At 70.6% G+C, this 12,124-nt stretch carries 9 protein-coding genes; 6 read left to right on the top strand and 3 right to left on the bottom strand.

From position 1 onward, the window contains the following. Positions 1-85 precede the first annotated feature (85 nt). The 4 genes from FQY83_RS12860 to FQY83_RS12875 all read left to right on the top strand — a co-directional run bounded on the left by FQY83_RS12860 (position 86) and on the right by FQY83_RS12875 (position 3,386). A complete protein-coding gene (locus FQY83_RS12860) occupies positions 86-982 on the top strand; it encodes a c-type cytochrome (protein ID WP_146388361.1) in 897 nt (298 codons plus the stop codon). 71 nt (positions 983-1,053) lie between these two features. Next, positions 1,054-1,686, top strand: coding sequence for a thiol:disulfide interchange protein DsbA/DsbL (locus tag FQY83_RS12865; protein ID WP_146388362.1), 633 nt, complete (start codon positions 1,054-1,056; stop codon positions 1,684-1,686). 68 nt (positions 1,687-1,754) lie between these two features. Next, on the top strand, positions 1,755-2,603 hold the full coding sequence (locus FQY83_RS12870) for a thiol:disulfide interchange protein DsbA/DsbL (RefSeq protein ID WP_146388363.1): 849 nt from the start codon (positions 1,755-1,757) through the stop codon (positions 2,601-2,603). A gap of 21 nt (positions 2,604-2,624) precedes the next feature. Next, positions 2,625-3,386, top strand: a complete 762-nt coding sequence (locus FQY83_RS12875) for an endonuclease/exonuclease/phosphatase family protein (protein WP_192906705.1) — start codon at positions 2,625-2,627, stop codon at positions 3,384-3,386. A gap of 179 nt (positions 3,387-3,565) precedes the next feature. Here the strand turns inward: FQY83_RS12875 and FQY83_RS12880 are convergent, their stop codons facing one another. After that, on the bottom strand, positions 3,566-6,448 hold the full coding sequence (locus tag FQY83_RS12880) for a TonB-dependent receptor plug domain-containing protein (RefSeq protein ID WP_146388364.1): 2,883 nt from the start codon (positions 6,446-6,448) through the stop codon (positions 3,566-3,568). Between the two features lie 232 nt (positions 6,449-6,680). On the opposite strand from FQY83_RS12880, the gene plsB reads away from it, so the two are divergent. Further along, positions 6,681-9,320, top strand: a complete 2,640-nt coding sequence (gene plsB / locus FQY83_RS12885) for a glycerol-3-phosphate 1-O-acyltransferase PlsB (protein WP_146388365.1) — start codon at positions 6,681-6,683, stop codon at positions 9,318-9,320. Positions 9,321-9,437: 117 nt separating this feature from the next. On the opposite strand, the gene FQY83_RS12890 is transcribed toward plsB, so the two are convergent. Both FQY83_RS12890 and adhP read right to left on the bottom strand, forming a co-directional pair. Beyond that, entirely contained in the window at positions 9,438-9,644 is a 207-nt protein-coding gene (locus FQY83_RS12890) for a YdcH family protein (protein ID WP_146388366.1), read from the bottom strand. 235 nt (positions 9,645-9,879) lie between these two features. Next, positions 9,880-10,908: an alcohol dehydrogenase AdhP gene (adhP, locus tag FQY83_RS12895; RefSeq protein ID WP_146388367.1), complete on the bottom strand. Its 1,029-nt coding sequence runs from the start codon at positions 10,906-10,908 to the stop codon at positions 9,880-9,882. Positions 10,909-11,052: 144 nt separating this feature from the next. On the opposite strand from adhP, the gene ttcA reads away from it, so the two are divergent. Further along, the gene (gene ttcA, locus FQY83_RS12900) at positions 11,053-11,967 is read left to right on the top strand and encodes a tRNA 2-thiocytidine(32) synthetase TtcA (RefSeq protein WP_146388368.1); all 915 of its coding nucleotides are present in this window, start codon (positions 11,053-11,055) and stop codon (positions 11,965-11,967) included. Positions 11,968-12,124 lie beyond the last annotated feature (157 nt).

Consider the following 12,124-nt stretch of genomic DNA (forward strand, 5'->3'; position numbering starts at 1 on the left):
CCGTCCCGGTGGCCCCCCGCGATAATCCCGGGCCTTGCGGCCGCGCGGAGGCGTCCGCCGCATTCACGTTATTCGGAGCCCAGCCATGCGCCACGCTCGCGCCTACGGTCTTGCCGGTCTCGTCGCCCTCGTGGCCGGCACCGTCGCGTTCGCCCAGTCCACCGTCGAACCGCTGCCGGACAATCCGCCGGTCGAGGTCGCGCCGCTGGACGCGAGCGCGATCGCCGCGCTGACCAAGACCCAGGCCGGCGACGCCGAGCGCGGCGCGACCCTGGCCGGCACCTGCGCCGCCTGCCACGGCCTCGACGGCAACCCGCCCGAGGGCCTGCCCTATCCGCGCATTGCCGGCCAGGGCGAGCGCTACATCGCCCACCAGCTGGCGCTGTTCAAGAGCGGCGAGCGCAACACCGGGCTGGCGCCGGCGATGATCCCGTTCGCCACCCCGCTCAGCGCGCAGGACATGCGCGACCTCGGCGCCTACTTCGCCACCCAGACGGCGGCGGCCGGCATCGCCGACGACACCGTGCTCGAGGACGGTCCGTACAAGGGCCTGAAGTTCTACGAGATCGGCCAGCAGCTCTACCGCGCCGGCGACGCCAGCCGCGGCCTGCCGGCCTGCATGGCCTGCCACGGCCCCGCCGGCGCCGGCAACCCGGGCCCGGCCTATCCGTCGCTGGCCGGCCAGGAGGCCGCCTACGTCGACCGCCGCCTGCAGGAGTACCGCGCGGGCACCACCAGCCAGCAGGACCGGCACCTGTTCGACATCATGGCCCAGGTCGCCGCGCCGCTGACCGACCAGGAAATCCAGTCGCTGGCCAGCTACCTGCAGGGCCTGCACGAGCGTCCGGACGCCGCCACCCTGGCCGCGATCGAGTCCGCCGCCCCCGCCGCTCCCGCACCGGCCGCTGCGCCGGCGGCCGGGGAAGCGCCGGCCGAGGCCGCCGAACCGGCGCCCGCCGGGGACGACGCGCAGGGCTCGTGAATCCCGCAACGCCTTCCCTCGGGCCGGCGCGCCGCGGCCGGTCCGCGCCGCGCCCGGATGCGTCCTTTCCGATGATCCGCCGCCTGCTCGCCCTGGGCCTGCTGCTCCTGCTGCCGCTGTCCGCGGCCGCGCAACAGCCGGCGCCGGTGGAAGGCAGGGACTACGTGCGCATCGAGGGCGGGCAGCGCTGGAAGCCCGAGCCGGGCACGGTCGAGGTCGTCGAGATCTTCGCCTACAGCTGCGGCCACTGCGACCAGTTCCGGCCGATGCTCGACGCCTGGAAGCGCACCGCCGGCAAGGACGTGCGCGTGCACTACCTGCCGGCGGCGTACTCGCCCGACGACGCCTACGCCCGCGGCTACTTCGCGCTCGAGGCGCTGGGGCGCGTGGCGCAGGTGCACCCGCTGCTGTTCGACGCCATCCACCGCGAATACAGCCTGCCCGCGCGCGGGGCCTCGGGCGGCGAAATGGCGGGCTTCCTCGCCGCGCAGGGCCTGGATGCGGCGAAGGTCCACGCCGCGATGGCCTCGCCGGCGACTGACGAAAAGATGAACGCGGCGCGCGAATTCGCCGTCCGCAGCGGGCTCCAGGGCACGCCGACCCTCATCATCAACGGCAAGTACCGCGTGCTCGGGCGGACGCTGGGCGACAGCCTGCGCATCGCCGACGGCCTGATCGCGATGGAACGCGCAGTTTCGCGCTGACCCACCGCGGCCCCACGGCCGGCCTTGTACGCTTGACGCCTGTCAACCACGTTCCCGGAACCCCGCCGATGAAGCTTCGCGACCTCTCCCGCCTCGCCCTCGTTCCCGCCGCGCTGGCGCTGCTGCTGGCCGCCTGCCAGCAGCAGGCGCCGGTCGAGGAAGCCGCCGCCGCGCCGGTCGCCGAAGCCGCCGCGCCCGCGCCCGCGGAAGCCATCGCCGACGAGCCCGCGCTCGACCCGAACGCGGCGCCCGCGCCTGCCGACGCCGATGCTGACGTCGTTGCCGAGGCCCCGGCCCCCGCCGACACCCCGGCCCCGGCGGCCGAGCCCGCGGCGCCGGCCGTCACCTTCGCGACCCAGGGCGAGCACTACGACCCGATCCCCGGTGGCCAGCCGTTCGAGCCGCTCGCGGGCAAGATCGAGGTGGTGGAAGTGTTCAACTACGTCTGCCCGGCCTGCGCGATGTTCGAACCCCTGGTCAGCGCCTGGAAGGCGCGGCTGCCGGCCGACGTGCGCTTTACCTACGTGCCCGCGCCGTTCGGCGGCAACTGGGATCCCTACGTGCGCGCCTACTACACCGCCGAGGCGATGGGCATCGCCGGCAAGGCGCACGACGGCGTGTTCAAGGCGATCCACGTCGACCGCAGCCTCAAGGGCGAGCGCGGCACCGATTCGCCGGCCGACATCGCGAAGGTGTACGCCCAGTTCGGCGCCGACCCGGCGCAGTTCGCCAGCACCATGGCCAGCTTCACGGTCAACGCCAAGTTCGGCCGCGCCAAGCAGTACATCGCCGCGCAGGGCGCGAACTCGACGCCGACGTTGATCGTCAACGGCCGCTACCGCATCAAGGGCCGCAGCTGGGAAGAACTGCTGCAGAACACCGACCGCGTCATCGCCCAGGTGCGCGCCGGCGGCTGAGTCCCGCACGTCCACACGCGCATGTCGACGCAACGGCTGAAGCTGCTCAGCGCGAACATCCAGGCAGGCTCCAGCACCCGGCGCTACAGCGACTACGCCACGCGCAGCTGGTCGCACGTGCTGCCCGCGGGCGGCAAGCGCACGTCGCTGGACGCGATCGCGCAGCTCGCGGGCGAGCACGACATCGTCGGCCTGCAGGAAAGCGACCCGGGCAGCTGGCGCTCGGGCTTCACCAACCAGACCCACTACCTGGCCGAGCGCGCCGGCTTCGACTACTGGAGCCACCAGCCCAACCGGCGCGTGGGCAGCCTCGCCTCCAGCGCCAACGGGCTGCTGAGCCGGCTGGAGCCGGTGGAGGTGGCCGACCATCCGCTGCCCGGCCGCATCAGCGGCCGCGGCGTGCTGCTGGGCCACTTCGGCACCGGCACCGAAGGCCTGACCGTCGCCGTCGCCCACCTGTCGCTGGGCGCGCAGTCGCGCAAGCTGCAGCTCGACTTCATCGCCGAACTGCTGCAGGACTTCCCGAACGCGGTGCTGATGGGCGACTTCAACTGCGTGGTCGACCGCCCCGAGATGGCGCACCTGTTCCGCAGCACGCGGCTGCAGCCGCCGGCCTGCGCCGTGCACACCTTTCCCAGCTGGAAACCACAGCGCGCGATCGACCACATCCTGGTCACCGACACCCTGCACTGCGACGGCATGCGCGCGGTGCCGGCGGCGTTCTCCGACCACCTCGCGCTGTCGGTGAGCCTGGAGGTGCCGGAGGCGGCGCTGCAGCGGTGAGGCGCTGCGGGTATCCGGTGTCCCCGGCCCTGTCATTCCGAGCGCAGCGAGGAATCTGCTTCCATCATGTTTCCTGCGCGCTGAAAGCAGATTCCTCGCTGCGCTCGGAATGACAATCCGTCGCCGCCTGCGGCAGGCGGCGATTCGCGCCGCCCGCCGCCGCTTCCGTCAGCGGGCACTCAGAACCCGAACCCCACCCGCGCGTACCAGAACGGGCCCGGCAGGTCGTAGGTCGAGGCGTCGTAGCCGTTGAGCGTGCAGCTCAGGCAGATCGGCGGATCCTTGCCGAACACGTTGTTGACGCCGAGCGTGACGCGGAAGTCCTTCATCCACGCGTCGCTGCCCCACGACAGCTGCACGTCGTGGTACGTCGTCGCGCCGAGGTGGTTGAGGTCGCCGTCGCTGTCGTCGCAGATGTCGAAGCCGTTGGCGCCGCCGCAGGACTCGCGCAGGCCGTCGATGTAGCGCGCGCTCCACGCCGCCGACCAGCCACCGTGGCTCCAGTTCGCCGACAGCGTGGAGGTGCGGTCCGGGATCGCGCTGTTGTTGATCTCCACGCCCGGCGCGCGCGGCTCGGCCTGGCCGGCCTCGTTGACCAGTTCGTACTTCGTCACCCAGGTGGTCTTCCACGCGAACGCGAGCCGGCCCCAGGCCTGTTCGGGAAGCCGCCAGTCGAGGTTGAAATCCCAGCCGTCGGTGCGGATCGTGCCGACGTTGCCGAGGATGTTGTCGAAGCGGACGATCTGGCCGCGCTCGTTGCGCTCGTAGAAGCCGCACGACACCGGGTCGCGGGTGGAGATGCAGCGCTGCAGGATGGTCTGCGCGTCCAGCGCCTGGATCGCGCCGTCGACGGTGTGGCGGTAGAAGGTCACGCCGAGGTCGAGGCGGTCGGACCACGACGCGGCGTCGGCGAACGACGGGCTCCACACCGCGCCCAGCATCAGGCTGCGGCTGGTTTCCGGCTGCAGGTCGATGTTGCCCGAGGTGACTACCGAGATCTGCGGGTTCGCCTGCTCGTAGCCCGGCGGCACGCCGTCGGCGACGCACTCCGGCGTGGTCGATGCGGCGTTGTTGCAGGGATCGACCAGGGTCGCGTCGAAGCGGCTCAGGGTGCCGTACAGCTCGCCGATCGAGGGCGCGCGGAAGCCTTCGGCGAACGAGCCGCGGAGCAGGAACTCGTCGGCGACCTGCCAGCGCAGGCCGATCTTGCCGGTGCTGGTGCCGCCGAAGTTGGAGTACTCCGAATAGCGGCCGGCGACGCTGAGGTCGAGGCTCTTGCCGAGCCAGCCGTCCTTCATCAGCGGCACGTAGAACTCGAGGTAGGCCTCGTTGACGTCGTACTCGCCGCTGGTCGGGCCCGACGGCACGCCGTTGTATTCGCCGGCCACGGTCAGCGCGTCGGGCTGGTACTCACCCTCGTACTTGCGGTACTCGTAGCCGGTCGCGAAGGAGATCGCGCCGGCCCAGCCTTCGAACAGGTCGCCGGTGAGGTTGGCCGAGACCAGGCTCAGCGTGTTGCGGCTGCGGTCATGCACCACCGGCTGGATCCACGCCAGCATGTCCGGCGTGATCGTGCCGGGGCCGCCGAACAGGTTGAGCGGCACGCAGCCGCTGATCGCGGCGCAGGCGGCGGGATCGCCGAGCGCCTCGTTGATGCGGCGGATGTTGTAGCTGCCGTAATTGGTCTGGTCGGCCTTGCTCTCGCTGCGCATCACGTTGACGTCCCAGCTCCACGGCTTCCCGGCGACGTCGAACACGCCGTTGAGGCCGGCCGAGGCGTACCACGTCTTCACTTCCTGCTCGAAGCGCCGCGGCCCGCCCTCGACCGGGCGGCGGCCGAGCAGGAACAGGTTGGCGTCCTCGCCGACCGTGGTCAGGTCGAAGCCCATCGGGTTGTACGGGTTCAGCGCGGAGATGACCAGGGTGCGCTCGGCCCAGTCGTTGTAGACGCCGGCATCGGTGCCGAGGAAGAACGGTTCGGGCGCGGCCTGGTTGGCGGACTCGCGCTCGTTGTAGAGCACGCGCACGTAGCCGGCGAAGGTCGGGGTGAAGTCGAACTGCACCTGGCCGAACACCGACTTGCGCTCGGAGGGCGTCAGCAGCAGGTTGTAGGGCGCGAAGTTGAAGCGGTCGGCCGTGGTGAAGCAGTGGAAGCCGTCGGTGCGGTCGCAGCCGGTCTGGGTGGGGTCGAACGCGGGATCGGTGTCGCCTGTGTTCGGCGTGATGTTGTGGACCACGCCGGTATTGGGATCCTGGAACACGAAGCGGCCGTTGGGCGTCGCCGAACTGCCGTTCGCCAGCCCGGTCCCGGGCACCGGCACGCCGGCCGGGCCGTACTCGAGCGACGAGATCTCCTTCTGCTTGAAGTACGACGCGCCGACGAACCAGCGCGCGCGCTCACTGCTGCCGCCCCAGCCGAGGTCGGCGCCCCAGGTCTCGCCGCCTTTCAGGTCGCCGAAGTCGCCGTAGTGCAGCTGTACGCTGGCGCCGTCGACGTCCTTGCGGGTGATGATGTTGACCACGCCGGCGATCGCGTCGGAGCCGTAGATCGACGAGGCGCCGTCCTCCAGCACCTCGATGCGCTCGATGATCGACAGCGGGATGGTGTTGAGGTCGACCGACGAGCCCACGCCCGAGGCCGAGGACTCGTTGACCCAGCGGATGCCGTCGACCAGCACCAGCACGCGCTTGGCGCCGAGGTGGCGCAGGTCGACCGTCGCCGCGCCGGCGCCGACGCCGCCGCCGTCGGGCGGGAAGCCGAAGTTGCCCGAGGAGTTGAACTTGGTGTTGAGCGCGGCGCCGCTGGCGGTGAGGTTCTGCACCACCTCGGCGACCGAGGTGAAGCCGCTGCGGTCGATGTCCTCGCGGGTCAGCACCTGCACCGGGACCTGGGTTTCGAGTTCGGCGCGCTTGATGCGCGAGCCGGTGACCTGGACGGTGTCGAGGGTCCGGGTCCCGGACGCGGCGTCGGCGGCCTCCTGCGCCACGGCGCACAGCGGAAGGGCGGTCAGGAGCAGGGACAGGCGGACGGCGGCGGCCAGCCGGTGGCGTTGGGGCGACATCGATCTTTCTCCTCAAGGACAGGCAAATGGGAAGAACCGCAAGATCACGCGCCCCCTCGCGCGATCAGACGGTTGTAAACAAACCGTAAAAGTCCGCAAGCCACCGCGTGCCGGCTTGCGGATGCGGATCACAGTTCGAGGGCCAATGCCGGGAAAGCGTTCAGCCTTTCTTGACATCGCTGACCGGCCGGCCTGTACAGGCGCGCCGCCGCGCTTGGGCATAATGCGAACGATGCCGACGCAACCGAACCTGTTCGACTCCGGGCCGCAGTCCAGCGGCGACGGCGTGCCTTCCGGCGAACCGCCCGCCCCCCAGGCCGCCGACCCGGGATTCGGCCCGCCGCCGCCGCGCGTGGCGGCGATGCGCAGCGGGCGGCCGTGGTGGGCGCGCCTGCTGGGCTGGGTGCTCAAGCCGTGGATCACGCTCAAGATCGAGCCGCAGACGCCGGTGGAGCTGGTCGATCCGCGCCCGGTCTGCTACGTGCTCGAGGACTACGGCCTGTCCAACGCGCTGATCCTCGACCGCGCCTGCCGCGAGACCGGCATGCCCGGCCCGCTGCGGCCGCTGCCGGGCGACCCGCTCGGGCGCAAGCGCGCCTACGTGGCGCTGTCGCGGCGCAACGCCGGCGGCGCGCTGGCGCTGGCCACCGGCCAGGCGCCGCCGAAGAAGACCCATTCCGAATCGCTGGCGCGGCTGCTCGACGCGCATCGCGCCGATCCCGCGCTCGACGTGCAGCTGGTGCCGGTGTCGATCTTCGTCGGTCGTTCGCCGGACAAGGCCAGCGGCTGGTTCTCGGTGCTGTTCTCGGAGAACTGGGCCCTGGTCGGCCGCTTCCGCCGGCTGCTGTCGATCCTGCTCAACGGCCGCGACACCCTGGTCCAGTTCGCCGCGCCGGTGAGCATCCGCGACCTGCTCGCCGAGGACCTGCCGCCCGAGCGCACGGTGCGCAAGCTCTCGCGCCTGCTGCGCACCCATTTCAACCGCCTGCGCGAAGCGATCATCGGCCCCGACCTGTCGACGCGCCGCCTGCTGATCGACAAGGTGCTGGCCTCGCAGCCGGTCAAGGACGCCATCGCCGACCAGGCGCGCCGCGACAGCAGCTCGCCCGAGGACGCGTGGAAGAAGGCGCATGCGATGGCCTACGAGATCGCGGCCGACTATTCGCACCCGGTGGTGCGCTCGGCCTCGTTCCTGCTGACCTCGGTGTGGAACCGCATCTACCGCGGCGTGCTGGTGCACCACCTCGACGGCCTCAAGGCCGTCGCCCCGGGCAACGAGATCGTCTACGTGCCCAGCCATCGCAGCCACATGGACTACCTGCTGCTGAGCTACCTGCTCTACACCAAGGGCATCGTGCCGCCGCACATCGTCGCCGGCATCAACCTCAACCTGCCGGTGATCGGCCCGCTGCTGCGCCGCGGCGGCGCGTTCTTCATCCGCCGCTCGATCCGCGGCTCGGCGCTGTACTCGGCGGTACTGGCCGAGTACGTGGCGCAGCTGATCGCCGGCGGCTACTCGATCGAATACTTCGTCGAGGGCGGACGCTCGCGCACCGGGCGGCTGCTGCAGCCCAAGGGCGGCATGATCGCGATGACCCTGCGCGCCTACCTGCGGCAGCCATCCCGCCCGGTGCTGTTCCAGCCGGTCTACATCGGCTACGAGAAGCTGATGGAGGGCAACAGCTATCTCGACGAGCTGTCCGGCAAGCCCAAGGAGAAGGAGTCGATCTGGGCGCTGCTCTGGGGCATCCCCAAGGTGCTGCGGCAGAACTACGGCCAGGTGGTGGTGAACTTCGGCGAGCCGATCCCGCTGGCCGACCTGCTCGCCGAACACGCCACCGACTGGGACGGCAAGCCGCTCGACGACGAGGACAAGCCGGACTGGCTGTCGCACACCGTCGACGCCGCCGCGCAGCGCATCCAGGTCAACATCAACCGCGCCGCCGACGTCAACCCGATCAACCTGCTGGCGCTGGCCCTGCTGTCCACGCCCAAGCACGCGATGGGCGAGGCCGACCTGCTGGCGCAGATCGCGCTGTCGAAGACGCTGCTGGCCGACGTGCCGTTCTCCGAGCGGATCACGGTGACGCCGCACTCGCCGCGCGAGATCGTCGCCCACGGCGAGGAGATCGGCGTGCTGCGCCGGGTGGCGCATCCGCTGGGCGACGTGTTCAACGTCGGCGACGACGACGCGGTGCTGCTGAGCTACTTCCGCAACAACGTCGTGCACCTGTTCACCGCCTCGGCGTGGATCGCCTGCTGCTTCCTGCACAACCGGCGGATGTCGCGCAACAACCTGCTGCGCATCGGCCGCGCGGTATATCCGTTCCTGCAGGGCGAGCTGTTCCTGCCCTGGGACGAGGACGGCTTCGCCGACCGCATCGACCGCACCGTCGAGGTCTTCGTGCGCGAGGGCCTGCTCGAGCGCGTGAGCGAGGACGACGGCGGCATCCTCGCGCGCAACGCGGGGCAATCCGACGAGGTGTTCCGCCTGCGCGCGCTCGGCCATCCGCTGCAGCAGGCGTTCGAGCGCTACTACATCGCGATCTCGGTGCTGGCCAAGAACGGCCCCGGCACGCTCGGCGCCGGCGAACTCGAAAGCCTGTGCCAGCTCGCCGCGCAGCGCCTGAGCCTGCTGTACGCGCCGGCCGCGCCCGAGTTCTTCGACAAGAGCCTGTTCCGCGGCTTCATCCAGAAGCTGCGCGAGCTGGAGCTGGTCAAGCTCGACCAGAACAGCAAGCTGGTGTTCGACCAGCGGCTGGAATCCTGGGCCAAGGATGCCAAGGTGATCCTCGGCCGGGAACTGCGGCACACCATCGAGAAGGTCAGCCCCGAAGCGGCGAAGCCGGACCCGGAGCCCGCCAACGAATAGGGCGGGCCTCGGCCCGCCGATGGGGCGGTTCCTCCATCCGGCGCGATGGCGATGGGATCGTTCCTCCGCCAAATGGTGATGGCGGTGGATTGGGGCGATGGCGGGCCGAGGTCCGCCCTATGCGGGCTCGTCCGGGATCAGCGCGCTTTCCAGCCGGGCGATCATGTCCTTGAGCTGCAGCTTGCGCTTCTTCATGCGCTTGATCGCGAGGTCGTCGTGGGTGGGGTCGCCCTGCAGCTTCGCGATGGCGGCGTCGAGGTCGCGATGCTCCTGCCGCAGGTCGGCCAGCTTGCGTGAGGTCTCGGCGGGATCGGCGGGCTGCATCGCCCTGCCAGCTTACACGCCCGCGCGACGGTCGTGGATGGCCGGCGAGGTCCGGGGCGGCACAATGCCGCCGCGCGCAGGTGCGGCGCGCACAAGGGAAGGTGGGCACCCTGGAAAGGTTGCTGGCCTGCAGGAACGCCTTCAGGCGCGATGCTCTTTCGCGGATTCCCGCATCGTGACGAAAAGCATCGCGCCTGAAGGCGCTCCTGCACGGCGGCGGGACATGGCGGCCGGATCAGGCCGCCATGTCGAGCACGATGCGGCCTTCGATCTCGCCGCGCTGCATGCGCGCGAAGATCTCGTTGATGTTCTCCAGCCGGTCCGCGGCGACGGTTGCCCTGACCTTGCCCTGGGCGGCGAACTCCAGCGATTCCTGCAGGTCGAGCCGGGTGCCGACGATCGAGCCGCGCACGGTGATGCCGTTGAGCACCATGCCGAAGATGTCGAGCGGGAAACTGCCCGGCGGCAGGCCGACCAGCGACATCGTCCCGCCCCGGCGCAGCATGCCGATCGCCTGTTCGAAGGCCTTGGGCGACACCGCCGTGACCAGCGCGCCGTGGGCGCCGCCGATCTCCTGCTTCAGGAACGCGGCCGGATCGGTGTCGCGCGCGTTGACGGTGACGCCGGCGCCGAGGCGTTCGGCCAGCCGCAGCTTGGCGTCGTCCACGTCCACAGCGGCCACGTTCAGGCCCATCGCCTTCGCGTACTGCACCGCCATGTGGCCGAGGCCGCCGATGCCCGAGACCACCACCCAGTCCCCGGGCCGGGCATCGGTGACCTTCAGGCCCTTGTAGACGGTGACGCCCGCGCACAGCACCGGCGCGATCTCGACGAAGCCGATGTCCCGGGGCAGGAGGCCGACGTAGCCGGCGTCGGCCAGCACGTACTGGGCGAAGCCGCCGTTGACCGAGTAGCCGGTGTTGCGCTGCGACTCGCACAGCGTCTCCCAGCCGCCGAGGCAGTGCGTGCAGTGGCCGCAGGCCGAGTACAGCCAGGGCACGCCGACGCGGTCGCCCTCCTTCACGTGGGACACGCCCGCGCCGACCGCGACGACGTGGCCCACGCCCTCGTGGCCGGGGATGAACGGCGGGGCGGGTTTCACCGGCCAGTCGCCCTGCGCCGCGTGCAGGTCGGTGTGGCAGACGCCGCAGGCCTCCACCTTCACCAGGAGCTCGCCGGCGCCGGGCCGAGGCACCTCGACCTCCTCGATCGCCAGCGGCCTGTCGAACGCGCGCACCACCGCGGCCTTCATCGTCCTGTCCATCTGGCTCTCCTGTGGGGTCGTGGGGGAGGTTGCCAGTTTCCGCCGACGCCCGATTCCGCGCATTGACCTCGATCAAAACGGCGTGGACGCGGCGAGGGACGGCGATTCCGGCGCCGGCCCGGCCCATCCCGGTAAAATCGGCGCATGAGCACCGTCCTGCCCCTGCCGACGCCCGTGCTGCGCAACGCCGACCGGCGCGGCGCGCGCGAGGCCGACAAGCTGGCCAAGCGCCTGCGCCACCAGGTCGGCAAGGCGATCGCCGACTTCGGCATGATCGAGGACGGCGACAAGGTCATGGTCTGCCTGTCCGGCGGCAAGGACAGCTACACAATGCTCGACGTCCTGCTGCAGCTGCAGAAGAAGGCGCCGGTGTCGTTCTCGATCACCGCGGTCAACCTCGACCAGAAGCAGCCCGGCTTCCCCGAGCACGTGCTGCCGGACTACTTGCGCGCGCTCGGCGTCGACTTCCACATCATCGAGCAGGACACCTACTCGGTGGTCACGCGCGTGGTGCCGGAAGGCAAGACCATGTGCTCGCTGTGCTCGCGCCTGCGCCGCGGCGCGCTGTACACCTGGGCCGAACAGCATGGCTTCACCAAGATCGCGCTCGGCCACCATCGCGACGACCTGGTCGCCACCTTCTTCCTCAACCTGTTCTTCCACGCCAAGCTGTCGGGCATGCCGCCGAAGCTGCTGTCGGACGACGGCAGGCATGTCGTCATCCGCCCGCTGGCCTACGTGCGCGAGGCCGACATCGCCGCCTATGCCGAGGCGAAGCGGTTCCCGATCATTCCCTGCAACCTCTGCGGCTCGCAGGAGAACCTGCAGCGCAAGCAGGTCGGACTGATGATGCAACAGTGGGAGCGCGAGTCGCCGGGCCGCATCGAAACCATCGCCCGGGCGCTGGGCGACATCCGGCCCTCGCAGCTGTCCGACCCGAAGCTGTTCGACTTCCTCTCGCTCGGCCACCGCGACGGCGCCGCCCGGGCCGACGCGCACGCCTGGCTGGCCGGCGAGCCGCATGCGGCGCCGGCGCCCGGCAACGACAGCGACGCCTGACGTGCCTGCCCCCTCCAGTCGTCATCCCGGCGAAAGCCGGGATCCATTGGCATTTTGTCGTTGTCGCCAACGTCAAGATGGATCCCGGCTTTCGCCGGGATGACGACCAGGGTGACTGCGCCTCCCACCCTTTCCGAATCACCAATCACCAATCCCC

This window comes from Luteimonas marina (assembly GCF_007859325.1).
GTDB classification, from domain to species: Bacteria; Pseudomonadota; Gammaproteobacteria; order Xanthomonadales; family Xanthomonadaceae; genus Luteimonas; species Luteimonas marina.

What these genes read in the sequence shown, in the direction of transcription:
- FQY83_RS12870 (WP_146388363.1), top strand. Translation starts at nt 1,755, where the DNA reads ATGAAGCTTCGCGACCTCTCCCGCCTCGCCCTCGTTCCCGCCGCGCTG.
- plsB (WP_146388365.1), top strand. Translation starts at nt 6,681, where the DNA reads ATGCCGACGCAACCGAACCTGTTCGACTCCGGGCCGCAGTCCAGCGGC.
- FQY83_RS12860 (WP_146388361.1), top strand. Translation starts at nt 86, where the DNA reads ATGCGCCACGCTCGCGCCTACGGTCTTGCCGGTCTCGTCGCCCTCGTG.
- adhP (WP_146388367.1), bottom strand. Translation starts at nt 10,908, where the DNA reads ATGGACAGGACGATGAAGGCCGCGGTGGTGCGCGCGTTCGACAGGCCG.
- FQY83_RS12880 (WP_146388364.1), bottom strand. Translation starts at nt 6,448, where the DNA reads ATGTCGCCCCAACGCCACCGGCTGGCCGCCGCCGTCCGCCTGTCCCTG.
- FQY83_RS12890 (WP_146388366.1), bottom strand. Translation starts at nt 9,644, where the DNA reads ATGCAGCCCGCCGATCCCGCCGAGACCTCACGCAAGCTGGCCGACCTG.
- ttcA (WP_146388368.1), top strand. Translation starts at nt 11,053, where the DNA reads ATGAGCACCGTCCTGCCCCTGCCGACGCCCGTGCTGCGCAACGCCGAC.
- FQY83_RS12875 (WP_192906705.1), top strand. Translation starts at nt 2,625, where the DNA reads ATGTCGACGCAACGGCTGAAGCTGCTCAGCGCGAACATCCAGGCAGGC.
- FQY83_RS12865 (WP_146388362.1), top strand. Translation starts at nt 1,054, where the DNA reads ATGATCCGCCGCCTGCTCGCCCTGGGCCTGCTGCTCCTGCTGCCGCTG.